Here is a 26,219-nt window from a genome sequence, read left to right on the forward strand (position 1 = left end):
CGGCCACGGGCGCCCATGAGCTGGGCAAGCTATTTCCCTGCCACGAGCGAGATTGAACTCCCTCCGGTGCTTGGGGATGTGCCTGACAACCGGCGAGCTGCCCGCAACGTGTGGATCGCGACGGCCGCAGCTGTAGCGGTCATCGTGCTTACGCTGGTGCTGCCGCGGCTGCTTGGGGGCAATAGCTGGCAGTTCGCGCTCGACCTCGCGGGGGCAACCGCGCTCGGCGTTTGGCTGCTCCTCGTCTTCCCGCAGATCATCGCCCATCGGCGCGCTGCTCGGTGGCAGCGCGAGTTCGTGCGGCTCTGCGCCGACCCGCAGCGCTTCGATGGTGAGCTCAGCGACGTGAAGCTCAGCGTGCGCGGCGACCGCGTCACCGTCACGGGTGGGGAGGTCACGTTTACTTCGACTGACGGCACGCGCGTGCGGGTGCCACTCGTCTCAGGGCTCGGGAAGATCCAGCCGAGCTTTCAGGTGCAGTTGCCGCTCGCGCTCGCGCCCTCTGCTGCGTCGCGTGCGGTTGTCTGGTGTACCGCGGATGGATCGGTGATCCACACCCGCGTGCACGCAGACGGCAGCGGCGCCGCCTGAACCTGAGTTCAAGCGGCGCCGCGCGTGCCGGTGTGCCGTATCCGTGGCACAGGCAGCCTAGTGCTGAGTCTGCACGAAGTCCGTCTGCGGGTTCTCGCCGTAGATATCAGCGACCTCAGCGGAGAAGTCCCTGAGGATGTTGTCTCGCTTGATGCTCATCTTCGGCGTGAGGTGCCCGTTCGCTTCAATGAAGTCGGTCGGCAGGATCACAAACTTGCGGATCGACTCGGCGCGCGAGACGCGGGCATTTCCGCCGTCAACGGCCCGCTGCACCTCCGCGAGCACCTTCGGGTTCTTTGACGCCTCGAGGATCGACATGCCGGGATCCTCGCCCTGGTTCGTGAGCCACGCCGGGAGCATCTCAGCGTCGAGCGTCACGAGCGCCGCGATGAACGGCTTCTGGTCGCCGACAACGACGACCTGGCTGATGATCGTGTTTGCGCGGATCGGATCCTCGAGCGCGGCCGGGGCTACGTTCTTGCCGCCGGCCGTGACGATGATCTCCTTCTTGCGACCGGTGATCGTGAGGTAGCCGTCGGAGTCGAGGGAGCCGAGGTCGCCGGTGCGGAAGAACCCGTCCTCGGTGAACGTGGCGGCCGTGGCCTCTGGGTTGTTCCAGTATTCCTTGAATACGTCGATGCCCTTGACCTGCACCTCGCCATCTTCTGCGATGCGCACGGTATGGCCGGGAAGGGGCGGGCCGACGGTTCCGATCTTGAACTTGTCTGGCAGGTTCACGGTGACGGGAGCCGTGGTCTCGGTGAGCCCGTAGCCCTCGAGGATCTTGATGCCGAGGCTCCGGTAGAAGTGCCCGAGGTACGGGCTCAGCGGGGCGGAACCCGAGACTGCGTAGCGGGCGCGGCCGCCGAGCTTCTCGCGAAGCTTGGCGTAGACCAGCTTGTCGAAGACCTTGAACTTCAGCCCAAGGACAAACGGCACCTTGCCGGCGTCGAGGGCTTCAGAGTGGGCGACAGCTACCTTCGCGGCGGCGATGAAGATCTTTCCCTTGCCGTCCGCTGCGGTGCTCTGCTCGGCCGAGTTGTAGACCTTCTCGAACACGCGGGGTACCGCGAGGAGGAACGACGGATGGAAGGTGCTCAGCGCCGGCAGCAACTGGCTGGTGTCTGACTGGTGGCCGACGCGGACGCCGGCGTGCACGCTGAGGATGGAGATGAAGCGCGCGAAGACGTGCGCGAGGGTAACGAAGAGCAGCGTCGACGTACCAGGCTCCTGCACGACGTGCGAGAGCGCCCCAGCTGAATTGCGCGACAGGTCGACGAAGTTCGAGTGGGTGAGGACGCAGCCGCGTGGGCGGCCGGTTGACCCCGACGTGTAGATGAGCGTCGCCATGTCTGCGCCGACCGCGATATTCCTGCGCCGCTCAATCTCGGCATCTTCAACGGCTGAGCCCTGCTCGCTGAGGGTCGCGAGCGCGCCCTCATCAAGTCGCCATACCTGGTTGACGCCATCAAGCTGGTCCTGGATTTCCGCGAAACGCTCGTACTGCTCCTGTGTCTCGATCAGGAACGCGTTGGCGCCTGAGTCCTCGAGGATCCAGTGGATCTGTAGCGCCGACGACGTTTCGTATACGGGGACCATGACGGCGCCGGCATAGAGGATGGCGAAGTCTACGAGTGTCCACTCGTAGCTGGTCTTGCACATGAAGGCGACGCGGTCACCCGGCTGCACGCCAGCGGCGGCGAAGCCCTTGGCGAGCGAGACGACCTGGCGGCGGAATTCTGTCGCGCTGATATCGCTCCAACCGCCATTGGTTGGTGTCGCGAACAGCGTACGGTCTGGGGTAGCGGCAACCCGCTGTTCGAGGAGGTCTGTAATGTTGTCCTCGGGGATCGGGGGGACGAGCAGTGGTGTTTCTGACAGCTTCACGGCAACTCCTTTGTACCTCGTGTCGGGCGCAATGCACGGCCGGAAGGCGGCATGCATGTATGCTCACAGCCTATCTCTATGCGCCTGTAGATGCGCGGCTCCGATATCCTGAAGGCCTACGAAGGGAACCAGCTCACTTTGCTCTACTGGATCTTTAAACACCTGATCGTCGGCCCTTTTTTGAAGGCAGTCTATCGACCATGGGTGGAGGGAGCCGAGAATATTCCGGCCACGGGCCCCGTAATCCTTGTCGGGAACCACCTATCGGTTATTGATTCTTTCTTCCTTCCGATCATGATCGAACGCCGTGTCTACTTCCTCGCAAAGAGTGAATACTTCTCGGGCAAGGGCCTCAAGGGGTGGCTCGTGAAGACGTTCATGCTCGGTGTCGGGCAGCTCCCCATCGACCGCTCAGGCGGCAAGGCCTCGGAGGCGTCACTGAACACCGCACTGCAGGTGCTCGACCGCGGGGACGTGCTTGGCATCTACCCCGAGGGCACCAGAAGCCCAGACGCGCGGCTCTACCGGGGGCGAACGGGCGTCGCTCGCATGGTGCTCGAATCCGGTGTGACCGTCGTGCCTGTCGTCATGATCGATACCGAGAAGGCGATGCCCATCGGCGCGAAGTTCCCGCGAGTTCGCCGGATCGGCACGGTTATCGGTGCGCCGCTCGACTTCAGCAGGTTCGAGGGCATGAGCGCCGATCGCTTCGTGTTGCGGAGCGTTACGGACGAGATCACGCTCGCGATCCAGGAGCTCAGCGGCCAGGAATACGTCGACGTCTACGCATCGAGCGTGCGCCAGCGCTAGGCCCCGCATAGCGTTCGCATCCCACAGGTGCGGAACGCCCGCTGTTCCCCGCTGCGTTACCGCGCTCGTTCGCTACGGGCATGGCCATGGCATGCGCGCCGGTCCGAGCGCGTTCGGTAGGCTTATGTGGGGCCGTCACACCGGACGGCACGTTTGAGATACACACGGGATGGCCATGAACGCAGTAAGCGTAGAGACCCTGACGGCGCAGCAGACCTTCGAGCAGCTCGATACCTATCGTGCACTCGTTGCGAAGCAGCAGCCGAGCTGGCCCGACGCTGCCGCCCTTGAGTATGCCAAACAGGAGCTTTCGACGCAGCCGCCGCTCGTGTTTGCCGGCGAGGTTGACCAGCTGCGTGAGCGGCTCGCGAGCGCCGCGCGCGGCGAGGCCTTTCTGCTGCAGGGCGGCGACTGCGCTGAGACCTTCGAGGCTGCGACGGCCGACAAGATCCGCGACCGCGTGAAGACGCTGTTGCAGATGGCTGTCGTACTCACCTACGGCGCTTCGATGCCGGTGATTAAGGTCGGTCGCATGGCTGGCCAGTTCGCCAAGCCGCGCTCGAGCAACGAGGAGACCCGTGAGGGTGTCACGCTGCCCGCGTACCGCGGCGACCTCGTCAACGGCTACGACTTCACTGAGGAGTCGCGCACCGCAGATCCGAGCCGCCTCGTTCGCGGTTACCACGTGTCGGCTTCGACGCTCAACCTCATCCGCGCGTTCACGCAAGGGGGGATGGCTGACCTGCGCCAGGTGAACTCCTGGAACCAGGGCTTCGTGTCGAACCCCGCGAATCAGCGGTACGAGGCACTCGCGACCGAAATAGACCGTGCGCTGCGGTTCATGGACGCGTGCGGTGTGGATCACACGGCGCTCACACAGACCGAGTTCTACGTGAGCCACGAGGCGTTGCTGCTCGACTACGAGCGGCCACTCGCGCGGATCGACTCGCGCACCGGCGAGCTCTACGGCACGTCGGGGCACATGCTCTGGATCGGGGAGCGCACGCGCGACCTTGACGGCGCGCACGTCGACTTCCTCTCGAAGCTCCGCAACCCGATCGGCGTGAAGCTCGGCCCGACGGCGTCAACGGACGATGCGCTGCGACTGCTCGACAAGCTCGACCCCGAGCGCGAGCCCGGCCGGATCACCTTCATCACCCGCATGGGTGCTGAGAAGATCCGCGACGTGCTTCCCGGCCTGCTTGAGGGCGTCCGCGACGCTGGCGCACAGCCGCTGTGGGTCACCGACCCGATGCACGGCAACGGAATCACAACCGCGAACGGCTTCAAGACGCGCCGCTTCAACGACGTGATGGACGAGCTGCTCGGCTTCTTCGAGGCGCACCGCGAGGTCGGAACGTACCCCGGCGGCATTCACGTTGAGCTCACCGGCGACGACGTCACCGAGTGCCTCGGCGGGTCCGAGAATATTGACGAGGAAGCGCTCGAGCAGCGCTACGAGTCGGTGTGCGATCCGCGCCTGAACCACATGCAGTCGCTCGAGCTGGCGTTCCAGGTCGCCGAGGAGCTCAAGCGCACAGTGGGCGGCGGCCGCTAGGCCTCAGACACCGCGAGCCAGGGCAGAACGACCATAGTTTCTGCCCTGGCTCGCTGCGTTTCACCCGCTGCGCTGCAGGGTGCTGCTCTGCAGGGTGCTTCGCTGCCACCGCGAGGGCAATGCGCGGTGGTGCGTTCTGGTGCTAGAGCGAGAGCTGCGAGGTGACGCGGATCTCGGTGCCCGCCTCAACTCGTTCGCCGGCTGCCGGGTTCGTTCCCGTCGCCTTTGCGAGGCTGCGCAGCGCCTCCGGGACGAGTGTGGTCGGCGAGAACCCAGCGCTCTCGAGCGTGTCCATAGCTTCTTGGAGCCCCAGGCCGGCAATGTCTGGGATTTCGAAGAGCTCCGGGCCAGACGAGATCTGCAATCCGACTGAGTCGCCAGGCCGAACCGGGTCGGTCAGCCAGACCACGCCGACGACCTTCCCTCGCGGCACGTCGTCACTGATGACCTCGGTGTTGCTCGCACTGTCGACCGTGAGCTGCCTGTCCGCGAGCGTCTGCGTTGCCTGCTCGACGCTCATGCCCGAGACGCCGGGCGCGGGCCCTGCTGAGACAACCAGGTTGATCGTGCTGCGCTCCGGGAAGGTGTCGCCGAGCTCGGCTTCGTCAGCGTCAAGAGCGGCGAGTACCTCGTCGGCTGGGGCGTCGGAGAATCGGGTGTCGGTGACCTCACCGAACGTGAACCGGCTTTCTTCGATGCGCGCGATTGCGTCGTCGAGGGAGAGGCCGACGAGAGTGGGCACTGCGAGCAACTCTGGTCCGGTGGACTGGCAGAGTGTGACTTCGCTGCCACGGTCGAGCCGTGTGCCAGGCTCAGGATCCACACCGGCGGCGAGTCCGACTGCGACGTCAAGGCTCGCGCACTCGCCCGTGTTCACGACCAGGTCGAGTTCCTCGAGGGAAAGCTGCGCCTCTTCCATTGGCGTGCCGGAGACGTCGGGAACGGTGACCGCTGATCCGGGGCCCTGCCCAAACCAGAGCGCGACTCCGGCCGTTGCCGCCAGCAACAGTGTGACAACGCCTGCGGTGATTCGTCCGTTGCGTGAACGCCTCGCACCCTGCTCGCGCGCGCGGTCAGCGTCGCTGCCCGGCTGCTGAGGAGTTTCGGATCCGGTGCTTTGCAGCGTCGACTGCTCGGCGCGGTTGAGTACCGTCGTTGACGGGGTGAGGTGGGTGGTCGCCGCGTCGTCAGGCAGCGCGGAGGCGGGAAGCACCGTCGTTTCGCCCGGGACTGCGCCCGCCGGGATCACTGCGGTCGCGAGCGCCTCAGAGACGCGGTAGGGATCCTGCCTCAGCTCACGCATGTGCACGAGGGCTTCACCGGCATTCGCGGGGCGCAGCTCGGGGTTGCGCTGGGTGAGCCACACCACAAAGTGGTCGATCGCGGGGGTAGAGACGTCTGCGGCGTCTGACGGTGGCGGAACATCGGAGTGAGCGTGCTGGTAGGCGATCTGCATCGGCTGTTCGCCGGTGAAGGGCTGCGCTCCAGTGAGCATCTCGTACAGCATGATGCCGAAGGCATAGAGGTCGCTTCGCTCATCTGCAATGCCGCGGGTGACGAGCTCGGGGGACAGGTACGCGATCGTACCGAGGAGCGCCTGCCCGGTCGTGGTGTTTGCGCTCACGGCGCGGGCAAGCCCGAAGTCGCCGATCTTGATGCGGCCGTCGTCAACGAGCAGTACGTTTTCTGGCTTGAGGTCGCGATGGACGATGCCAGCGCTGTGTGCGGCTGCGAGGCCAGCGAGGATGGCGTCGCCGATTTCGAGGCTCTGGTCGAGTGTGAGTCGCTGCTGCTTCTTGAGGAGCTCGCGGAGGGTGATGCTCGGCAGGTACTCCATCACAAGGTAGACGCGGCCGAGGTCCTTGCCCTGATCGAACACGTTCACGAGGTTCGTGTGTGACAGCCGCGCTGCGCTGCGTGCTTCGCGGTCGAAACGGCGGGTGAAGTTTTCGTCTTCTGCGAGGTGCTCGTGCATGACCTTCACCGCGACTCTGCGCTCGAGCCTGAGGTCGTGAGCGAGGTACACCATCGCCATGCCGCCGCGGGCAATACGCGACCGGATCACGTATCGGGCGTCGAGCGTCTGCCCGATGAGCGGGTCGATGGGGGGAGCGGTCACGCCGAAAGTCTACGGAAGTTTGCGCCTGGGAGTCTTGGCGCGCGCCGGTATCGCACGGATTGCGCTTCTCGAAACACGCTGGCAGAGTTAGGGTGTGCCAGAAAACAGCGGAGCAGAACGCTCCTATTTCACCATCAACGAAGTCGCAGAGCGCTTGGAGCTTTCCCCGAGCAAGGTGCGCCGCCTTATCGAGGAACACTCCCTCGGCGCGGTGCGCATCGACGGTTCGCTGCGCGTGCCGACCGAATTCATTCAGGGCAACGAACCGCTGCCCTCGCTGCGCGGGACGCTGCTCGTGTTGCTCGACGCAGGGTTCTCGGACGATGAGGCAATGGATTGGCTGTTCAGCGTGAGCGAAGAGCTCGGCGAGTGCCCCATTGATTCGCTCGTCGACGGGCGAAAGAGCGCCGTGCGGCGCGCGACCCAGTCCCTCGCGTTCTAGTGCTTACCCGCGCCGGTCGGCGCGGGTAAGCATAGATTTCACATTGCTTTTCCTTGCCCTGCTGCCTGAACCTGCCTAACATGGCAGAAACTATGGTGGGGTCGGGGATGACGAAGTCTACTTTGCGTGCTGCTCAAAGGTCTCGTGTTGCCCGGCGGGTGAGCGCGAAGGCGCTCAGCCTCCTGGCCGCGGGTTCGCTCGCCGGTTCGGCGCTCGTTGCCGTGCTCGGCGTTCCTGCGCAGGCACTGGACGGCGTCGTTCCCGATCCGGGATTCGCGCAGTGTCTGAACTATAGGATCGACAGCTCCCGCCCCGCCGACACTCCGATTACCGAGGCGGAGCTCGCCGGAATGTCGAATCCGCTCACCTGTAACGCGAACACGCAGGCTGGGGCGGAACCGATTCGGAGCCTCGAGGGGCTGCAGTTCGCAAGCAGGGTCTACACTGTCTCGATGGTGCAGGGCACGGCTCAGCTCGACACCGCCGAATCGGTCGCTCGCCTCGCCGATGTCACGAGGCTGAGTGGGCTGTCACTGCGGGATGCTGGAGTCACCGACGACACGTTGACGGGGCTCTCGACGTTGACTGGGTTGACCCGGCTCGAACTGCTGGAGAACCCGGGACTCACCACACTCGAGCCGTTGGCGCCACTCGTGAACCTCACCCACCTCGATGTGCAGCACGTTGGGACAATCACGTCGCTTCGTGGTGTCGAGAACATGGCAAACCTTGCGCTCCTGTTTGTGACAGGCAATCCTGTGAAAACGACAGCGCCGCTTGCGGGGCTGAAGAATCTCCAACAGATCGCGATGCAAGGAACCTCGCTGTCCGATCTCGATGGACTCGCGAATTCAAAGGGTCTCAAGAATGTCGTGTTGTCGGACAACCCGGATCTTGCCGGCAAATTTGAGAGCATCGCGGGGAACCCGGATCTGAGGATCTTCCGGGCCGATAACACGGGCCTGAAAGACGTCCGGTTCCTCGCTGGGGCCTCGAATCTCGAACTCGTCGAAGCGTCGGGCAACGCAATCTCGACGATCGAAGAGCTCCCAGATCACGAGGGGCTGCGTATGCGCCTCGCACTGCAAACGATTGAGTTGCCAGACACCTACTACTCGCCGGTAACGGCAGGCCGGCTCGTGCTTGACGCAGCCGGTCAGCTTTCGCTGCGCGACGGCACGACGTTCCCGGGCGTGAATGCGACCGTGGTTGACCCTGACGGGCCGACTCTGAGCGTGGACCTCCCTGCCGCGGGCAATCGAGCCTACTATGCGTTCGAATACCGTCCAGCCGAGCACGATATTTTCGGCGGCTCGGTATGGTTCACCCACGAACGCGTCGACCTTGACGCAGCAGGCTTCCCAGGGCTGGCGCTCGTTGGCGATAAATACGCGGGCGAAGCCTCAGTGATTAACGTCACGCAGGGTGGTGCACCCGAGCCCGGGTTTGTTGTTGAGAAGTACGAACTCGCAGACGGCGCACCTGCATGGCTCTCGATCGATCCGAAGACGGGCGCGGTGTCGGGGACTCCCACTGCGCGGGGCGAGGTCACGTTCACTGTCTACGCAAGCGATGCACTGGGAAACCGGATTGAGAAGACGGTAAGCCTGCGCGTCGCAGTCGCCCCGAAGATTACCCTCGAGGGCGGCCTCCCTGGTGGCACGGTGGGAACGGCATACCCAGAATCCGTTGTGACCGCGACGGGTGACCCTGAGCTCACCTGGTCGGCAACGGGGCTGCCAGCCGGTCTCTCCATTGACCCGGCAACGGGCGCGATTAGCGGCACGCCGGAGCGCGCGGGGGACTTCACAGTGGTTGTGACCGTGACGAATGCCTTCGGCTCAGCGACAGCGAGCTACGCGGTGAAGATTGCTGCCGCGAAGGTGCCCGTCGTCCCGACTGAACCGGGAGGCGAAAAGCCCCTGAAGCCGGGCACCTCCGGTGGCGGGGAAGGCACAATCGCGGCAACCGGTGCCACGGGGGAGCAGCTGACGCTGTTTGTGGCAGGAGCGCTCACGATGCTTCTCGGCGGTGCCGTGCTGCTTGTCCGGCGCAGGCGCACCGGAGCCGCCCGGTAGCGCCAGGGGCACCACGGGTTCAGGCTAAACGCGCCTACTGCTAGGCGTCGCGCCGGGCGGCACGCTCCGCGAGCCGCGACAGCGTGGCGATCGCGTCCGGGCTGAGATCCGAGTTCGTGAGTGCGCGCTCGGCGCGTTCGATGTTGCGGCTGATCATCGACTCGACCTGCTGCTCGGCGTCGCTGCCGCGGATCGTTCGCTGCAGCATTGCAACCTGCTCCTTATCGAGGGCGGTTCCGAGGAGGTCGTCGAAGATGCGGCGTTGCGTGCCGGGGAGTGCCTCACGAGCGAGCGTCACGAGCACGGTGCGCTTGCCCTCGATGAGGTCGTCGCCGCTTGGCTTACCCGTCACCTCTTCATCGCCGAACACCCCGAGCAGGTCGTCGCGCAGCTGGAACGCAACGCCGACGGGAAGCCCGAAGCCTGCGAGTGCGTGCTCCTGCTCGCTGCTCGCGCCAGCGAGCGCCGCGCCGATGAGCAGTGGTGCCTCCACACTGTACTTCGCTGATTTGTAGACGAGCACGCGCGTCGACCGGTCGAGCTGCTCGGCGTGCTCTGCGAAGCCGCCGCGCTGCTCCTCGAGCACGTCGAGGTACTGGCCGAGTGCGACCTCGCTGCGCATGCGGTTGAAGTGCGCGCGTGTCGCGCGTGCGGCCTCGCGGTCTGGGATGGTGTCGCAGGCGTTCGCCATGAGTTCGTCCGACCACGACTGGAGCAGGTCGCCCAGCAGGATCGCACTCGACGTGCCGAAGTGGTCGGGGGCGTTGCGGTAGCCATGCCGCTCGTGCAGGCCGGCGAAGGTGCGGTGAACGGAAGGCCGCCCCCTGCGCGTGTCGGAACGGTCGATCACGTCGTCGTGGATCAATGCCGCAGCGTGGAAGAGTTCGAGCGCGCATGCGACGTCAAGCAGCGCACCAAATTCTGCGTCGATGTCGCCGTCGATTGCGATCGGCTTCACCGAGCGATAGCCGTGCACGGCGAACAGCGCACGGAATCGTTTGCCTCCGGTGAGAAAGCTCGTGGCCTCATCGAGCAGCGGTGCAGCATCGGGACCGAGGGGTTCAAGGTCAATGCGGTGCGCGTCGATGGTGTCGTTCAGTCGCTCCTGTATAAGGCCTGCGAGTCTCGTCGTTTCGTCCACCCGACTAGCCTATCCGGGAGCAGTAGCCGTAAACTGGTAGGAAAGACTTTTCTTAAAGGTGAAGGGGGCATCATGGCGCTGTCAGAACACGAACAGCGGCTGCTCGACGAGATGGAGCGAAGGCTTTATCAGAGCGAGGCCGATTTGCTTCCCGCGTCGACCGGAGTCCCACGGCGGTTTAACTACCGCTCGTTGGTGCTCGGAACGCTTCTCGCACTTGCCGGCATTGGGTTCCTCATTGGAGGGGCCGCCATGCAGCAGCTGTGGCTTGGGTTGCTCGGATTCGCGGCGATGCTCGGGGGTGTTCTCGTGATGTTCTCGAAGCGCACGGAGATCGAGCCCGAGCAGTTCACCTCGAACTCGCGGCAACAGCCCGAGTCGAAAGCGTCGCTTGCTGATCGCATGGAGCGTCGCTGGGACGAGCGAATGGGCGGGCAGTAGCCGCCTGGGGGTCGCACTCCACATTCCTCCACGCGGGGCAAATGTGAACGGGTCGCAGCTTATGCTGCGGCCCGTTTTCGTTTTCCCGCGCGGGTGCGGGCTTCGATCAGGCTCCGGCGCACACACGCGCTGCACCTGAACTCGATCGCATTCGCCACACAAGGGCCGCAGCATCTGCTGCGGCCCTTTTTTGTGCGCCCGAAGGGTCGGCCGCGGGCGAAGCAGTGACCCGAGTCGCGCACGCGCCACTGCCCGTCGGCCACTGCAAAGGCTCTCGTTTGCCACTGAGGCCTGGAATCACTCCACTTTGCTCCACCACTAAATAAAAGGGGTATCACTGCGGTTTACGTGATGTTGCCGCCGAATGTCGTGAAAAGTGGAGGAAAGTGGAGTACCGTGGGAGAAACGCAACGGTTGAGGAAAGGAGTGGACCATGTTTCTCGGCACGTTCACTCCACGCCTCGACGAAAAAGGGCGGCTGATCCTCCCCGCAAAGTTTCGTGACGAGCTCGCAGACGGCCTGGTTATTACGCGCGGCCAGGAGCGCTGCCTCTACGTGTTCAGCGAGAGCGAGTTTGAGTCCATGCACGAGCGAGTGCGGCAAGCGCCACTCACCTCGAAGCAGGCACGCGACTACCTTCGAGTTTTTCTCTCCGGGGCTCACCCGGAAACACCAGACAAGCAGCATCGCGTCACCGTGCCGCAGAGCCTCCGCGACTACGCGGGGCTCGGGAGAGAGCTCGCCGTCATCGGCGCAGGCTCCCGCGCGGAGATCTGGGACGCAGCGGCGTGGGAGACGTACCTCACTGAGCAGGAATCCGTCTTCTCCGACATTGAAGAGGAGGTGATTCCCGGCATGTTCTAGCCGGGAACACACTATGAACGAACCCACGCCACGCAACCCAGCCGAGCTGCACACTTCGGTGATGCTCGAACGCTGTGTTGAGCTACTCGCACCCGGGGCTGAGCGCCCCGGCGCGCACGTCATCGACGCGACGCTCGGCATGGGGGGCCACACCGAGGCCTTGCTCGAGCGGTTCCCCTCGCTCACCGTTATCGGGCTCGACCGCGACACTGAGGCGCTCGAACTCGCGAGTGCGCGCCTTGAGCGCTTTGGAGCGCGCTTCGTACCGGTGCACGCGGTCTACGACGAGATTGACTATGCGCTGCGCGAGGCCGGAGCACAGAGCCTCGACGGTGCGCTCTTCGACCTTGGCGTGTCTTCGTTGCAGCTCGACGACGCCGACCGCGGCTTCGCCTACGCCCAGGACGCTCCGCTTGACATGCGGATGGACCAGACTCGCGGACGGACAGCTGCGGAGATCCTCGCGGAGGAGCCGGAGGGGCGCCTGCGCGAACTCTTCGAGCGCTACGGTGAGGAGCCGCTCGCTGGCCGCTACGCGCGGGCGATCATCGCGGCACGCAAGCTCGCCCCGCTCGAACGCTCCGGCCAGCTCGTCGACGTGCTGCAGGCTGCAACACCGGCGGCGGTACTCGGCAAGCGCCACCCCGCGAAGCGCGTCTTCCAGGCGCTGCGGGTCGAGGTGAACGGGGAACTCGCGACGCTCGAACGGGCGATTCCCGCCGCCATCGACAGGCTAAACCTCGGCGGACGACTCGTCGTGATGTCGTACCAGTCGCTCGAGGACCGCATCGTGAAGCGCGCCATCCAGTCGCGCGCCAAGTCGACGGCCCCGCAGGGCCTGCCCATCGAACTCCCAGAGCATCGCCCGGAACTCAAGATCATCACCAAGGGTGCAGAGCTCGCAACCGAAGCAGAACGCGCAGTCAACCCGCGCGCCATCCCAGCACGGCTCCGTGCGGCAGAACGAGTAAGGGACGTGTCATGAACGCAACAGTTCCCGTCGAGGTGGATCAGAACCGCCTCTTTGGCGCACCCGCTCCAAGGCCGGAGCCAACGCGCGAGCGCGGTGACCGCCTGCGGCCGGTCACCGCACCAGCTGCCGCACCGCGCAAGAGCCCTGTGGTTGGCGCAATCGTTGCTGTGTGCGTCATCCTCGGCATCTTCGCGGCGCAGCTCGCCCTGAGCATCCTCGTCTCGCAGGGCGCGTACGAAAGCCGCGCGCTGTCGATCGAGGAGCGCGACCTTGGACGCGTTGAGCGGGTGCTCTCGCAAAACCTCGACAAGCTTGCCTCGCCACAGAACCTCGTTGAGAATGCAGGCGCGCTTGGGATGGTGCAGAACGTGTCGCCGGCAACGATGCGCCTGAGCGACGGCGCCATCAAGGGCTCCCTCGACTCAGCAACGCGCGACGCTGGCGAGAACCTCGTTCCGAACGCGCAACTCGATACCCTCCCAACGATCGACGCCAAGGGGCTCCTCGGCGCGCAGACGGCCGCGAAGGCCCCGGTCACCGACGCTGCGGCAGCAGTTGCCTGGAAGGGCAAGCTCCCAGCACCCGAAACCCGCTAGCTGCGCGTAGTGGCACGGAAAGGAGACGAACGAGTGCTGTGGCAAACCCTGCGCGGGCCGCGAGGCCGCAACCTCGTCGTTTTCGCAATCGTGCTCATCGCCGGGCTCGCCTTCATGGTGCGGCTGGTCGACCTGCAGATGATTTCGGCACCGCAGATGAACGAGGACTCGCGCGAGAAACGCGCTGTCCCCATCACGCTGCCGAGCGTTCGCGGCGACATCGTTGACCGCAACGGCGATGTGCTTGCCACAACCGACGAGCGATACGACGTGCAGCTGTCGCCAAAGAACGTTGACGCGAAAGGCACAAGGAAGTTCACGCGCCCCGACCTCGAGCGTGGAGCAGGCACGGTGGATGTCACCGCCGACGAAGCGTTCGCGGAGATCGGCGCAATCACCGGGCAGAGCGGTGCAGAGATTAAGAAGATCGTCGACGATGCGCTCGCGGAAAACGAGAAGTCGGACTTCGCCTATGTGAAGCGCGGCGTCGATCTGAGCCAGCTCCAGGCGCTCAAGGAGCTGTACATTCCGTGGCTCACGTTCGACAGCCAGCACAAGCGGGTGTACCCGAACGGCGCGGTCGGCGGCAACATTGTTGGCTTCGCAGGCCAAGACGAGGTCGCACAGGCAGGCGTCGAACTCTCGCAGGACGAGTGCCTCGCCGGTGTTGACGGTGCTGAGACCTACGAGCGCGGTGCGGACGGCGTGCAGCTTCCAGGTAGCGTCGTGCAGACGAAAGCCGCCGAGAACGGCGGAACCGTTGAGCTCACGCTGGATCGCGACCTGCAGTGGGCGGCACAGCAGATCATCAACGAGCAGACGCAGAACGTGGGAGCGGAGTACGGCTACCTCGTGATTCAAGACGTGAAGACCGGCGAGTTGGTCGCCGTGGCCGAGGACGACTCGGTCGACCCGAATGATGTGAATGCGTCAGACTCAAGCCGGCACAATGCCCGTGCGTTTGTGCAGTCGTACGAGCCCGGGTCGACGTTCAAGGTGATCACTGCGGCCGCACTCATCGACCAGGGAAAGGCGACTCCCCAGAGCACGGTGTCTGCGCCTGGGAGCTGGCAGCCGCAGGATGGCGTGTCCTTCAGCGACTGGTTCCCGCACGGCACCCAGGACTGGACGCTCACCGGCACCCTCGTCTACTCATCAAACGTCGGCATTTCAATGCTCGGCAGCAGGCTCTCGCCCGAGGTGCGCTACGACTACCTCCAAAAGTTTGGCGTCGGACAACCGACCAATGCTGGGTTGCCGCTCGAAGACACGGGCCTGCTGGCCGACGTGGCGGACTGGGATGCGCAGACGAGCTACGTCACCATGTTTGGGCAGGGGCTATCGTCCACGATCGTGCAAACCGCAGGCGTGTTCCAGGCGATCGCGAACGACGGCGTGCGGATACCGCCGTCGATCGTGAAGAGTTGCACCTCTGCGAGTGGCAAGGTGACTGAGCCCGATCATGGCGACCCGGTGAAGGTGCTCTCGCCTGAGGCGGCCATCACCACGCAAGACATGCTCGAGACCACAGGAACCGATGGTCTCGTGAAAGACCTGGTTACGATCCCCGGCTACCGCATCGGCGGGAAGACGGGAACCGCGGAGCAGTCAGACGGGCAGGGCGGCTACCGCACCGACTTCGTTCACAGCTTCGCGGGCGTGTTCCCAATGGACGACCCACAGTACGTGATCGTCGCTACCATCGGCTTCCCGCACGGCGGTGACGGCACAACAGCAGCCGTGACAGCGTTCCACGATGCGGCAGAGTCCACGATCAGGAAGTTCCGCATTCCGCCGTCTGAGGGAACCTACGAGAAGCTCCCAATTGGCGACGAGACCGGCACGGCTGGGTAGGATGGATTCACGTGACCAGCTCTCATGAGGATCTCACGATCCGCCCTCAGCATCCACAGCGGGTAACGCTCGCAAACCTCGCGGAGCACATTCCGTTCGTCATCGCCGAAGGATCGGGCGAGGTGATCGTGACGGGCGTCACGATCGACTCCCGTGACGTGCGGCAGGGGGACCTCTACGTTGGGCTCCCCGGAGCACGCCACCACGGTGCGAGTTTCGCGGCGTCAGCCGCTGAACGCGGCGCTGCTGCGATGCTCACGGACGCCGCTGGCAAAGACCTCGCGGCTGCCGCGGGCGTTGATGCGCTCCCCGTGCTCGTCGTCGACGGGCACCCGCGGGCGCTCCTCGGCGAGTTGTCAGCGCGCGTGTACGGCACTGATGCGCTGGCTGCCAAGACGTTCGGCATCACCGGCACTAACGGGAAAACCAGCGTGGTCTACTGCATCGCAGCGCTGCTCGAAGCGGCGGGGCTGCGGCCGGGACTCAGCTCGACCGCCGAGCGGCGGATCGGCGACGAGGTCATCGTGTCGAACCTCACGAGCCCGGAGGCCTCTGAGCTGCACGGCCTGCTCGCGAGAATGGTTGAGCGTGGCGTTACCGGCATCGCGATCGAGGTGTCTGCGCAGGCGATCGGCAGACACCGCATCGACGGTGTGCACTTTGACGTCGTCGCGTTCAATAACTTTTCGCAGGATCACCTCGAAGAGTACGGCGACATGGAGACGTACTTCCAGGCGAAGGCTGCGCTGTTCGCTCCCGAGCATGCCGCACGCGGTGTCGTGGTCGTCGACAGCCCCGCGGGGCAGCGGCTCGCGAAGCAGTCAGCGATCCCGGTGACAACGCTTGCGACGGAGTACGGCCGAAGCGCCGACTGGCATCTCGCAGTCACGGCGCAGACCCTCGATGGTGTCTCGTTTGTGTTGCAGGGCCCCGCCGGCGCACACTTTCGTGGACGGGTGCCAGTCTTTGGCCGGTTCATGGCAGAGAACGCAGCACTCGCGCTGATCATGCTCCACGAGGCTGGGATTCCGATTGAGCAGGTAGCGGATGGGCTCGAGAACGGGCTCATCCCGCTGCACATCCCAGGCAGGCTCGAGGAGATCACTGCAGGCGGGCCGGGGCCGCGCTTCTTCGTTGACTACGGTCACACCCCCGGAGCGTTTGAGGCGATGCTCGACGCGCTCGGTGAGGTGACCGACGGCAAGATCATCTTCATGTTCGGTGCAGACGGCGACCGGGACACCACGAAGCGCGCCGAGATGGGGCGAATCGCTGGTGCGGGGGCCGACACCGTGATCATCTGTGACTACCACCCAAGGAGTGAGCCGCCCGAGCAGATCCGGGCGCAACTGCTCGACGGCGCGCGCGCTGCGCGGCACGCAGAGCTCATCGAGGAGGCGGATCCTCGCGCGGCCGTTCGGCTCGCAATTTCGCTCGCGGAGCCAGGGGACGTAATCTTGTATGCTGGCCCCGGTCATGAGGATTATCAGGAGGTTGCCGGTGCGTATCTGCCGTACTCGGCGCGGGATGAAGTACGCGGGGCTCTCCGCGAGGCAGGATTGCTTGCGTGATTGAACTCTCATTGTCCGAGATCGCTGCGGCAACAGCCGGAACGCTTCTCCTTGCCCCAGGCGACACCCCCGAGACCACGGTCTCGGGTGAATCGCAGACCGACTCACGTGAGGTGCGCGAGGGGCAGCTGTTCTTTGCTCGGCGCGGCGTCGACACCGACGGTCACCTGTTCGCAGGCAAGGCCGCTCGTTCTGGCGCCGCTGCGCTCGTGGTCGAGCGTGAACTCACGGCGGCAGAGCTTGGTTTCGATGACGGCGCTGTCCCCGTGACACAGATCGTCGTCAGTGACGCGACGGAGGCGCTCGGAGCGCTGGCGAGCGTCGCAGTGCGCAAGCTGCGCGAGCGCGAGACCCTCACGATCGTCGGCATCACCGGTTCCAACGGGAAGACCACGACGAAGAATCTTGTTGCGGCTATGGCAGCGAGGCTTGGCCCGACGGTTGCGAGCGAGAAGTCGTTCAACAACGAGGTTGGCGGGCCGATCACGATGCTTCGCGCGACCACGGAGACCGAGACCCTCGTCGCCGAGATGGGCGCGAGCGGAGCGGGCGAGATCGCGCGGCTCACCGCAATGGCGCAGCCGCACATTGGCGTGGTGCTCTCCGTCGGCCTCGCGCACGCTGGCGAGTTTGGCGGTATCGAGGCGACGTTCCGTGCAAAGAGCGAGATGGTGCAGAGCCTCGATGCCAGTGGCGTCGCTGTGCTCAACCGTGACGATCCGCGGGTTGCGAAGATGGCCGAGCTCACGAGCGCCAGAGTGCTCTGGTTTGGCCAGCACCCGGAGGCCGATGTCCGCGCGAGCGGGATCGAGCCGTCCGCTGCCGGGACGACGTTTACGCTCCACGCTGGCGGTGAGTCACGCGACGTGGCCTTCCGCGTGCTCGGTGAGCATCACGTCATGAACGCGCTAGCAGCGGCCGCGATCGCTTTGACGCTCGGGCTGAGCCTCGACGACGTCGTTGCAGAGCTTGAAGCGGCGACGCTCGCAGCTCCCGGGCGCATGCAGGTGCTCGGCGGGCGTGACGGCATCACGATCATCAACGACGCGTACAACGCGAGCCCCGATTCAATGAGCGCAGCGATCCGCACGCTCGCCCAGATCGGGAAGCCCTCTGGCAGAACGGTCGCCGTGCTTGGCGCGATGACGGAGCTCGGCGAGTACGCGATCGAGGAGAACCGCCGGATCGGCCTGCAGGCCGTGCGGCTTGGAATCAGGCAGCTCGTCGTGGTTGGGCGCGACGCGCGTGACCTGCATATCAGCGCAATCAACGAGGGATCGTGGGACGGCGAGAGCGAGTTTTTCGAAACTCAGGACGAGGCATACGCATACCTCGTTGGGATGCTCAGCGCCGACGACACGGTACTCGTGAAATCATCGAATGACGCCGGGCTGCAGAAGCTCGGTGACCGCCTTGGGGAGGCCTACGCATGATCGCGATGCTCATCGCAGCAGGATTCTCGCTGCTCTACTCGCTGCTGTTGACGCCGCTGTTTGTGCGCGGCTTCAACAGCTTGCGCTGGGGGCAGCCGATCCGTGTTGACGGCCCGAAAGAGCACGAGGTTAAGCGGGGAACGCCGACCATGGGCGGCCTCATCTTTATCTCAGGCTCCGTGCTCGCGTACTTCGTTGGCAAACTCGTCATGGGGGAGACGCCGACACCGTCAGCGCTGCTCGTGATCCTCATGGCCGTCGGTGCTGGCACGGTCGGGTTCATCGACGATCTCATGAAGACCCGCATGCAGAACTCCGCCGGCCTCGGGGGCTGGGCGAAGATCGTTGGCCAGGTGGTCATCGCCATCTCGTTCGCGCTCCTCGGCCTGCAGTTCGCCAACGAGGCTGGGCTCACGCCGGTCTCCACCCACGTCTCGATCTTCCGCGACCTGCCGTTCGACTTCATGAGTCTCGGCATCATCGCCGGCACAATTCTCGTCATCCTGTGGGTCATGGTCATCGTGACCGCCACGACGAATGCGGTCAACGTTACAGACGGCCTCGACGGCCTCGCCGCGGGGGCATCCATTTTCGCGTTCGGCTCCTACCTCATCATCGGCTTCTGGCAGTCGGCGCAGAACTGCGCGACGACCGCTGGCGAGGCCGGTTGCTACGAAGTGCGCGACCCGATGGACCTCGCGGTCATCGCCGCGGCCTTCCTCGGCGGCGTCGCAGGCTTCCTCTGGTGGAACACGAACCCGGCTCAGATCTTTATGGGTGATACCGGCTCAATGGGCATTGGCGGCGCGATCGCCGCGCTCGCTATCCTCACCCGCACCGAGGTACTGCTCGTACTCATCGGCGGACTCTTCATCATCGAGACCGGCTCCGTGATCCTTCAGCGCATCTACTTCAAGGTGACGAAGGGCAAGCGAATCTTCCTCATGAGCCCGATTCACCACCACTTCGAGCTCAAGGGCTGGGCTGAAGTGACGATCGTCGTGCGGTTCTGGATTATCGCCGGGATCTTCGCGATCGTTGGCATCGGTGCGTTCTACGCCGAGTGGGTGTTGAGCCAGTGAGCGCCGTTCAGGAGCGGCTCGACGCCCTCACGAGCTGGCACCACGACTGGTCGGGCCTGCGAGTTGCCGTGCTCGGGCTCGGCGCGACCGGCTTCTCCGTCGCCGACACGCTCGTTGAGCTTGGCTCGCGTGTGCGCGTCGTCTACGGCGCACAGGACGCCGATCGCGAGCGGCTACTCGACGTGATCGGGGCTGAGCGCGCCCTCGCGGCATCCGACGAGGAGCAGCTCGCTGAGCTTGCTGCGTTCGACCCGGAACTCATCGTGATCTCGCCTGGGTACCCGGCGCACCACCCCGTGAACGCGTGGGCTACGGAGCGCGGAACTGCGATCTGGGGCGACATCGAGCTCGGGTGGCGCTTGCGCGACAAGACCGACAGCATCGCGGACTGGATCTGCATCACCGGGACCAACGGCAAAACGACGACGACGCAGCTCACCGCGCACATGCTCGTTGCGGGTGGCCTCAGGGCCGTACCCGTTGGGAACATCGGCACCCCACTCCTCGATGCGCTGCGCGACCCCGTCGGCTATGACGCGATCGTTGTCGAACTCTCAAGCTTTCAACTCGAGCGCGTGCAGACCGTGTCCCCATACGCGAGCGTCTGCCTGAACCTCGCAGACGATCACCTGGACTGGCACGGCGGCGCGGACGGCTACCGCGATGCCAAGGCAAAGGTCTACGAGAACACGCAGGTCGCCTGCGTCTACAACCGCGGTGACCTGGCGACTGAGCGCATGGTCGAGGAAGCGGATGTCGTTGAGGGTGCCCGCGCCATCAGCTTCGGTCTCGACTCGCCGCCGCCGAGCGGCTTCGGCGTCATCGACGGCATCCTCGTTGACCGTGGCTTCCACGCAGATCGGCGTGACGAAGCCTTCGAGCTCGTCACCGTGGAGGAACTCGAGTCGCGCGGGATCGGCCAACCGCACATGGGGTTGAACATTCTTGCCGCGGCAGCGCTTGCTCGCTCCCGCGGGGTTGCCCCGGCGGAGATTGCCAGCGCGGTGCTCAGCTTCACCCCCGATCCGCACCGCGCGCAGCAGCTTGGCGAGTGGGCTGGAGCGCGGTGGGTTGACGATTCGAAGGCGACCAACGTGCACGCCGCTGACGCATCGCTCCGAGCGATGTCCGGCGTGGTGTGGGTGCTTGGCGGTCTGCTCAAGGGCGTCGACATTGCGCCGCTCGTCGCGCAGCACGCGGCGCGATTGCGTGGCGCCGTCGTTATCGGTGCCGATCGCACCGAGGTACTCCGGATTCTCGCGGACAACGCCCCGGGCGTGCCGGTGAGCGAGGTGCTCGCGGAGCGCGGCCTCGACGTGATGCGTGAGGCAGTGAACGCTGCCGCAACGCTCGCGCAGCCGGGCGATACCGTGCTGCTCTCCCCGGCAGCAGCATCGATGGACCAGTTTGACGACTACGCGGCGCGTGGGCGCGCGTTCCAGGACGCGTTCCGCGAGCTCTCTGCTGGCAAGGAGTAACCCGATGGCCGGGCGAGCAGGGGGGCAGGGCGCGGGCGGCGGAACATCGCGGCCCCCCGTCTCAGGTACCCGGATATCGCTCGGCGCCAGTGTGAAGTCCGGCAACGACCGCACGGTGGCGTTGCTCTGGGGGATCACCCTGTTTCTCACGGGGCTCGGCCTCATCATGGTGCTCTCGGCTTCGTCCATCACCTCCTACACGCAGGACAACGGGTTCCTCGGGGTGTTCTGGCGGCAGATGCTCTTCGCGGCGCTCGGTCTGCCCCTCATGGCGTTCGCCGCGACCCGCAAGCTCGACTTCTGGAAGCGTTGGGCGTGGTGGTTCTTCGGCGTTGCGCTCTTCCTGCAAGCCCTCGTGTTTACGCCGCTCGGCCTCGCCGTCGGCGGCAACCGCAACTGGATCCTCGTCGGCGGCATTCAGGCGCAGCCATCGGAGGCGCTGAAGCTTGCGCTCGTCGTGTGGATCGGCGCGGTGCTCCTCAAAAAGGAGAAACTGCTCGGTCAGGTCTCTCACGAACTCATTCCGATTGTCATTCCAGGTGCGCTGTTGGCGCTCGGTCTCGTGCTCGCGGGGCACGACCTCGGAACCGTGATCATCATGGCCGCGCTCGTCATCGGCGCAATGTTCTTCGGCGGGGTGAGCTGGAAGTCGCTCGGGCTCATCATCGTCAGCGGACTGCTCGCTGTGGTGTTCTTCGTCGTCACAAGCGAGAACCGTATGGACAGGCTGTTCGAGCACTCAGCTGGCGGGTCTGACTATTCGAACCTCGGGTGGCAGCCCCAGCACGGGCTGTGGGCGCTGGCAAACGGGGGAGTGTTCGGCGTCGGCCTCGGCGGGTCCAAAGCGAAGTGGAACTGGCTGCCGGCGGCCGACAACGACTACATTTTCGCGATCATCGGCGAGGAGCTTGGGTTCGTTGGTGCGATGCTCGTGATCGCACTGTTCATCGGGCTTGCTGTGCTCATGCTCCGCGTCATTTCCCGTGCTCGCGACCGGTTTGGGCGCGCGGTTGTCGGCGGTGCACTCGTGTGGATCGTTGGTCAGGCATTCGTGAACATCGGCGTTGTCATCCGGTTGTTCCCGGTACTTGGCGTGCCGCTCCCGCTCATCAGTTACGGCGGAACAGCGCTTGTTTCGTGTCTGGTCACGATGGGCGTCGTGATATCGGTTGCGCGCGACGCGAAGGCGCACCAGGAGGAACTCGCGAGCTCCGCATCCGTGGCACGATAGAGGGTATGACGACCTATCTCCTCGCTGGTGGCGGCACTGCTGGCCATGTGAACCCGCTGCTCGCCCTCGCCGACCGGATCAGGGCGCGGGAAGAGGACGCCGAGATCGTCGTGCTTGGCACGAAGGAGGGCCTCGAGGCCCGCCTCGTCCCCGAGCGCGGATACGAGCTGTCGACCATCGAGCGTGTCCCGTTCCCGCGCCGCCCGAACGCGTACGCGCTGCGGTTCCCCGCGAAGTACTTCGGCGCGATCCGCGACGTCCGCAAGCTCATCAGGGACCGTGGCGTCGACGTCGTCGTCGGTTTCGGTGGGTATGCCTCTGCGCCGGCGTACCGCGCGGCGGCGAAGGAGGGCGTGCCAGCCGTGATCCACGAGGCAAACGCGAAGCCTGGCATGGCGAACAAGCTGGGCGCCCGCTCGACCGCGTTCGTTGGGGTGACCTTCGCAGGCACGCCCATCGCGAACGCACGCGTGACGGGGATGCCGCTGCGCCCAGAGATCGAGACGCTCGACCTCGCTGCCCTCCGCGGTGAGGCGCGCGCGCACTTCGGGTTCGACGCGGATCGCCCGACGCTGCTCGTCACGGGCGGATCGCTCGGCGCGCGCGCGATCAACCGTGGCGTTTCGGGCTCCGCGCAGGCGATCGTCGATGCCGGTGTGCAGGTGCTGCACGTGTGGGGCGGACTCACCGAGATCGAGGATCCCGGTGTGCCTGGCTACACAGTTATCGAGTACTGCGACCGGATGGACCTCGCGTTCGCCGCGTGCGACCTTGCGATTTCGCGCGCGGGATCGACGACAGTGAGCGAACTGTCAGGCCTCGGTGTGCCAGCCGTGTTCGTACCGTTGAGTCACGGAAACGGCGAGCAGCGAGCGAACGCCGCCGGCGTCGTCTCAGCTGGCGGTGCGCTGATGGTGGACGACTCTGAACTCACTCCCGAGTGGGTCACAGCGACGCTCTTGCCGCTGCTCGGCGACCGGGCGCGGCTGGCCGACATGGCCGAGCGCGCGCGCGGAGCCGGTTCACTCGACGGTACTGCCCGACTGTACGACCTCGTGCGCGAAGCACATGGAGACCGCTAGCCGCGCGCCCATTGCGGCGCGATCGTGGGCAATGCTCGCGGTGATGGTGTTTGGCCAGGCCGCGACCACAGTCGTTACGGTCACCCCGGCCTTCCTCATCCCGTACCTCCACGCCGAACAGGGCATGAGTCTCGCCCGTGCTGGCGTGCTTGCCGGAGCACCAAGCCTCGGCCTGGTGCTCACACTGATCGCGTGGGGTGCCCTCACGGACCGCTTCGGTGAGCGGCGGGTGCTGCTCTCCGGGCTGACACTCACGGTGCTTGCCGTCATCGGCTCACTGCTCGCGCAGGGCTTCGTCTGGCTCGGGCTGGCGCTCGTCGCGAGCGGAGCGATGTCGGCGTGCATCAATAACGCGAGCGGCCGCCTGATATCCGGGTGGTTCCCCGCCGATCGGCGCGGGCTCGCGATGGGCATTCGGCAGACGTGCCAGCCGGTCGGCACCGCCGTAGCCGCGCTCGCCGTGCCGGCGCTCGCGAACGAGTTTGGGATCCACGGAGCGCTCGCATTCGGGGGCGTGCTCACCCTCATCAGCGTCATCGCGTGCGCATTCGTCGTGATTGACCCGCAGATCACCGCGAAGCAGCTCGCAGCGGTCTCGAGTAACCCGTACCGGGAGTCCGGCACGCTCGCCCGCATTCACGCGGTCTCCGTGCTGCTCGTGATCCCGCAGTTCGTGCTCTCATCGTTCGGGCTCGTCTGGTTCGTCATCGGCTTCGGGTGGAGCGAGCTCGCGGCGGGAACACTCGTCGCAGCCGCACAGCTCCTCGGCGCAGGCGGGCGCATCGCTGCCGGAATCTGGAGTGACGCAGCCGGGTCGAGGCTGCGCCCCATCAGGCTCATCGCCGTCGCCTGCGCTGCGCTACTGCTCATCTCTGCCGCTTTCGGGGCCGCAGACTGGGCCATCCCAGCCGCGATCGCCTATGTGCTCGTGAGCTGTGTGAGCGTCGCAGACAACGGACTCGCGTTCACCGCGGTTGCTGAGATCGCAGGCCCGCGCTGGTCTGGCAGGGCACTCGGCACGCAAAACACCGGCCAGTTCCTCGCCTCCGGGCTGCTGCCACCGCTCATTGGCGCAATGATTGCCGCCGTTGGCGTGCCCGTGACACTGGCGCTCGTCGCCGTCGCTCCGCTCCTCGCAGCACCCATCGTGCCGAGCGAACGCGACGCACACGCGACCGCGAACCGCACCGCGCGCACGCGGCGTGACGGTGGCGCACCCCGCAGCTGAGCCGGGTCTGCACCCCGCCCCGCCGCGCGGGGCGACCTGCTTCACGGCGTGCGCGCGGTACGCTACATGTGGCCCAAACGTACGGTTCGGCGAGGCCCGGCCGTGCGGCTGCGCCACCCCGACGCGCTGAGGAGGCACCCAGATGATCTACCCCGATCTCGAACTTGAGATTCCCGCGAACCTTGGGCGCGTGCACTTCGTTGGCATCGGCGGGGCTGGCATGAGCGCGATCGCGAGCATGATGCACGCGGCAGGCGTTACGGTCACCGGATCTGATCGCGGCGCGAACTACAGCACCCAGGCACTCGAGCAGGCCGGCGTGCGGGTCGCAATTGGTCACGCTGCGGAGAACGTTGGCGACGCGGACACGCTCGTCGTGACGGGCGCGCTCTCCCCAGACAACCCCGAATACCTCAGGGCCGTCGAGCGCGGTATCCCCGTGCTGCACCGCTCGCAGGCGCTCGCGTGGCTTGCTCGGTCGAAGCGGCTCGTCGCGGTCGCCGGAGCACACGGCAAGACGACGTCGACAGGCATGCTCGCGACGGCGCTGCGCGGCCTCGGACAAGACCCCTCGTTTGTGAACGGCAGCGTCATTGCCGGCATCGGTGCGGCGTCTGCAGCCGGTTCCGACGACCTGTTCGTGATCGAGGCAGACGAGAGCGACAAGTCGTTTCTGATCTACGACACGCAGGTCGCGCTCATCACCAACGTCGACCCTGAACACCTCGACTTCTTCGGGTCACGCGACAACTTCATGGCGGCCTTTGAGGAGTTCGCGCGCGGGGCGAGCGAACTGCTCGTAACCTCGGCCGATGACCCAGGCGCGCTCGAAGTGCTTGCGCGCCTGCGCGGCGACGGCGGGGTGCACGCGCCGGTCCGTACCTTCGGGTTCGATGCCGACGCCGACGTGCGCATCGTGTCGGTCGATACTGCGGGGCACGCGATCCTCGAACTCGAGATCGCGGGGGAGCGCTTTGCCGAGCAGCTCGGCGTATTCGGGCGCTACAACGCTGTGAACGCCGCCGGGGTCGTCGCGGTCCTCACCGGGCTTGGCTTCGACGCGGCCGACTCGCTCCGGGCGGTCGCTGCGTTCACCGGAACTCATCGCCGCTTTGAACCGCACGGCGAACCCGGCGGGGTTCGACTCTTCGACGATTACGCGCACCACCCGACCGAGGTGGCAGCGCTCCTCGAGTCAGCGCGCTCCGTTGCCGGAGCAGGGAAGCTCATTGTCGTGCACCAGCCCCACCTGTACAGCCGCACCAGGCTGTTTCACCGGGAGTTCGCTGCGGCGTTTGCGGCGGCCGATCACACCATCGTGCTTGAGATTGACGGGGTGCGCGAGGCGCCTGACCCGACGACCACGGGGGAGATGGTGACCGCGGCGTTCGCCGACCCGAGCCGGGCGAGCTACATCGACAGCTGGGATCGCGCGACGCAGGCCGTTGTGGAGCTTACCGGCCCCGGGGACCTCGTGCTCGTCGTCGGAGCTGGCACCGTTTACAAGATCGTCCCTCAGCTCGCCGAGGCGCTCGGCGGGGCATTCGGAGCGGCGTGAAGCGGCCAGGGGGCTTCGACTCGGGGGCTGACCAGGAAGCCGATCCCGAGTCCACTGGCGCGCCAAAACGGCAGGGGAGGGTGCAGCGGCCCGCTCCGGCTCCGGAAGCACCGCCACACACGACCGAGCCAGAGCAGCCGGTCGACGCCGCTCAGGAGGACGAGCGTCCACCCGCACCAGCGCGGCGCGGAGTCCTCGACC

The 26,219-nt window shown here is 65.6% G+C and carries 21 protein-coding genes; 18 read left to right on the forward strand and 3 right to left on the reverse strand.

The genetic code is table 11. From position 1 onward, the window contains the following. Window positions 1-15 precede the first annotated feature (15 nt). Window positions 16-591, forward strand: a complete 576-nt coding sequence (locus tag SD72_RS09210) for a hypothetical protein (protein WP_042544165.1) — start codon at window positions 16-18, stop codon at window positions 589-591. A gap of 57 nt (window positions 592-648) precedes the next feature. Here SD72_RS09210 and SD72_RS09215 read toward each other — a convergent pair whose 3' ends face one another. Further along, window positions 649-2,478, reverse strand: a complete 1,830-nt coding sequence (locus SD72_RS09215; RefSeq protein WP_042544166.1) for an AMP-dependent synthetase/ligase — start codon at window positions 2,476-2,478, stop codon at window positions 649-651. A gap of 138 nt (window positions 2,479-2,616) precedes the next feature. Here SD72_RS09215 and SD72_RS09220 point away from each other — a divergent pair, with 138 nt between their 5' ends. Both SD72_RS09220 and SD72_RS09225 read left to right on the forward strand, forming a co-directional pair. Continuing rightward, window positions 2,617-3,288: a lysophospholipid acyltransferase family protein gene (locus SD72_RS09220; protein WP_042544227.1), complete on the forward strand. Its 672-nt coding sequence runs from the start codon at window positions 2,617-2,619 to the stop codon at window positions 3,286-3,288. Between the two features lie 175 nt (window positions 3,289-3,463). Then, entirely contained in the window at window positions 3,464-4,846 is a 1,383-nt protein-coding gene (locus SD72_RS09225; RefSeq protein WP_042544228.1) for a class II 3-deoxy-7-phosphoheptulonate synthase, read from the forward strand. Between the two features lie 142 nt (window positions 4,847-4,988). On the opposite strand, the gene pknB is transcribed toward SD72_RS09225, so the two are convergent. Beyond that, window positions 4,989-6,965, reverse strand: a complete 1,977-nt coding sequence (gene pknB / locus SD72_RS09230; protein WP_042544167.1) for a Stk1 family PASTA domain-containing Ser/Thr kinase — start codon at window positions 6,963-6,965, stop codon at window positions 4,989-4,991. Window positions 6,966-7,059: 94 nt separating this feature from the next. Between pknB and SD72_RS09235 the strand changes: the two genes are divergently transcribed. Next, window positions 7,060-7,407, forward strand: a complete 348-nt coding sequence (locus tag SD72_RS09235; RefSeq protein ID WP_042544168.1) for an Rv2175c family DNA-binding protein — start codon at window positions 7,060-7,062, stop codon at window positions 7,405-7,407. A 107-nt stretch (window positions 7,408-7,514) separates the two neighbouring features. Continuing rightward, window positions 7,515-9,485 carry a putative Ig domain-containing protein gene (locus SD72_RS18240; RefSeq protein ID WP_232299709.1) on the forward strand — a complete coding sequence of 657 codons (1,971 nt, stop codon included), beginning with the start codon at window positions 7,515-7,517 and terminating at the stop codon, window positions 9,483-9,485. 40 nt (window positions 9,486-9,525) lie between these two features. Here the strand turns inward: SD72_RS18240 and SD72_RS09245 are convergent, their stop codons facing one another. Continuing rightward, the gene (locus SD72_RS09245; RefSeq protein ID WP_042544170.1) at window positions 9,526-10,626 is read right to left on the reverse strand and encodes a polyprenyl synthetase family protein; all 1,101 of its coding nucleotides are present in this window, start codon (window positions 10,624-10,626) and stop codon (window positions 9,526-9,528) included. 72 nt (window positions 10,627-10,698) lie between these two features. Between SD72_RS09245 and SD72_RS09250 the strand changes: the two genes are divergently transcribed. The 13 genes from SD72_RS09250 to murC all read left to right on the forward strand — a co-directional run bounded on the left by SD72_RS09250 (window position 10,699) and on the right by murC (window position 26,018). Then, the gene (locus SD72_RS09250; RefSeq protein ID WP_042544171.1) at window positions 10,699-11,067 is read left to right on the forward strand and encodes a DUF3040 domain-containing protein; all 369 of its coding nucleotides are present in this window, start codon (window positions 10,699-10,701) and stop codon (window positions 11,065-11,067) included. Between the two features lie 433 nt (window positions 11,068-11,500). Next, window positions 11,501-11,932 (forward strand): division/cell wall cluster transcriptional repressor MraZ, encoded by a 432-nt coding sequence (mraZ, locus tag SD72_RS09255; RefSeq protein WP_042544172.1) that lies wholly within the window; start codon window positions 11,501-11,503, stop codon window positions 11,930-11,932. A gap of 13 nt (window positions 11,933-11,945) precedes the next feature. Then, window positions 11,946-12,917: a 16S rRNA (cytosine(1402)-N(4))-methyltransferase RsmH gene (rsmH, locus tag SD72_RS09260; RefSeq protein WP_042544173.1), complete on the forward strand. Its 972-nt coding sequence runs from the start codon at window positions 11,946-11,948 to the stop codon at window positions 12,915-12,917. Then, window positions 12,914-13,501, forward strand: coding sequence for a hypothetical protein (locus tag SD72_RS09265; RefSeq protein ID WP_042544174.1), 588 nt, complete (start codon window positions 12,914-12,916; stop codon window positions 13,499-13,501). Before rsmH ends, SD72_RS09265 begins: the two co-directional genes overlap by 4 nt. A gap of 33 nt (window positions 13,502-13,534) precedes the next feature. After that, on the forward strand, window positions 13,535-15,355 hold the full coding sequence (locus SD72_RS09270) for a peptidoglycan D,D-transpeptidase FtsI family protein (protein WP_232299710.1): 1,821 nt from the start codon (window positions 13,535-13,537) through the stop codon (window positions 15,353-15,355). An 11-nt stretch (window positions 15,356-15,366) separates the two neighbouring features. After that, window positions 15,367-16,926 (forward strand): Mur ligase family protein, encoded by a 1,560-nt coding sequence (locus tag SD72_RS09275; protein WP_042544175.1) that lies wholly within the window; start codon window positions 15,367-15,369, stop codon window positions 16,924-16,926. After that, the gene (locus tag SD72_RS09280) at window positions 16,923-18,359 is read left to right on the forward strand and encodes a UDP-N-acetylmuramoyl-tripeptide--D-alanyl-D-alanine ligase (protein WP_042544176.1); all 1,437 of its coding nucleotides are present in this window, start codon (window positions 16,923-16,925) and stop codon (window positions 18,357-18,359) included. The genes SD72_RS09275 and SD72_RS09280 overlap by 4 nt, the downstream gene beginning before the upstream one ends. After that, window positions 18,356-19,441, forward strand: a complete 1,086-nt coding sequence (gene mraY / locus SD72_RS09285) for a phospho-N-acetylmuramoyl-pentapeptide-transferase (RefSeq protein WP_042544177.1) — start codon at window positions 18,356-18,358, stop codon at window positions 19,439-19,441. The genes SD72_RS09280 and mraY overlap by 4 nt, the downstream gene beginning before the upstream one ends. Next, complete coding sequence (gene murD / locus SD72_RS09290; protein ID WP_084767073.1) at window positions 19,438-20,919, forward strand: UDP-N-acetylmuramoyl-L-alanine--D-glutamate ligase; 1,482 nt, start codon at window positions 19,438-19,440, stop codon at window positions 20,917-20,919. Before mraY ends, murD begins: the two co-directional genes overlap by 4 nt. Before the next feature lie 4 nt (window positions 20,920-20,923). Then, entirely contained in the window at window positions 20,924-22,150 is a 1,227-nt protein-coding gene (locus SD72_RS09295; protein ID WP_084767075.1) for an FtsW/RodA/SpoVE family cell cycle protein, read from the forward strand. Between the two features lie 5 nt (window positions 22,151-22,155). Then, window positions 22,156-23,232 carry a UDP-N-acetylglucosamine--N-acetylmuramyl-(pentapeptide) pyrophosphoryl-undecaprenol N-acetylglucosamine transferase gene (locus SD72_RS09300; protein WP_042544179.1) on the forward strand — a complete coding sequence of 359 codons (1,077 nt, stop codon included), beginning with the start codon at window positions 22,156-22,158 and terminating at the stop codon, window positions 23,230-23,232. Next, the gene (locus SD72_RS09305; RefSeq protein WP_042544180.1) at window positions 23,219-24,460 is read left to right on the forward strand and encodes an MFS transporter; all 1,242 of its coding nucleotides are present in this window, start codon (window positions 23,219-23,221) and stop codon (window positions 24,458-24,460) included. The genes SD72_RS09300 and SD72_RS09305 overlap by 14 nt, the downstream gene beginning before the upstream one ends. 142 nt (window positions 24,461-24,602) lie before the next feature. Continuing rightward, window positions 24,603-26,018, forward strand: coding sequence for a UDP-N-acetylmuramate--L-alanine ligase (gene murC / locus SD72_RS09310; RefSeq protein WP_042544181.1), 1,416 nt, complete (start codon window positions 24,603-24,605; stop codon window positions 26,016-26,018). Window positions 26,019-26,219: the final 201 nt, after the last annotated feature.

The organism is Leucobacter komagatae (genome assembly GCF_000834055.1).
GTDB lineage: Bacteria > Actinomycetota > Actinomycetes > Actinomycetales > Microbacteriaceae > Leucobacter > Leucobacter komagatae_A.

Coding starts and splice junctions, on each gene's coding strand:
- SD72_RS09210 (WP_042544165.1), top strand. CDS start 16: ATGAGCTGGGCAAGCTATTTCCCTGCCACGAGCGAGATTGAACTCCCT.
- SD72_RS09225 (WP_042544228.1), top strand. CDS start 3,464: ATGAACGCAGTAAGCGTAGAGACCCTGACGGCGCAGCAGACCTTCGAG.
- SD72_RS18240 (WP_232299709.1), top strand. CDS start 7,515: ATGACGAAGTCTACTTTGCGTGCTGCTCAAAGGTCTCGTGTTGCCCGG.
- SD72_RS09250 (WP_042544171.1), top strand. CDS start 10,699: ATGGCGCTGTCAGAACACGAACAGCGGCTGCTCGACGAGATGGAGCGA.
- mraZ (WP_042544172.1), top strand. CDS start 11,501: ATGTTTCTCGGCACGTTCACTCCACGCCTCGACGAAAAAGGGCGGCTG.
- rsmH (WP_042544173.1), top strand. CDS start 11,946: ATGAACGAACCCACGCCACGCAACCCAGCCGAGCTGCACACTTCGGTG.
- SD72_RS09265 (WP_042544174.1), top strand. CDS start 12,914: ATGAACGCAACAGTTCCCGTCGAGGTGGATCAGAACCGCCTCTTTGGC.
- mraY (WP_042544177.1), top strand. CDS start 18,356: ATGATCGCGATGCTCATCGCAGCAGGATTCTCGCTGCTCTACTCGCTG.
- SD72_RS09295 (WP_084767075.1), top strand. CDS start 20,924: ATGGCCGGGCGAGCAGGGGGGCAGGGCGCGGGCGGCGGAACATCGCGG.
- SD72_RS09300 (WP_042544179.1), top strand. CDS start 22,156: ATGACGACCTATCTCCTCGCTGGTGGCGGCACTGCTGGCCATGTGAAC.
- SD72_RS09305 (WP_042544180.1), top strand. CDS start 23,219: ATGGAGACCGCTAGCCGCGCGCCCATTGCGGCGCGATCGTGGGCAATG.
- murC (WP_042544181.1), top strand. CDS start 24,603: ATGATCTACCCCGATCTCGAACTTGAGATTCCCGCGAACCTTGGGCGC.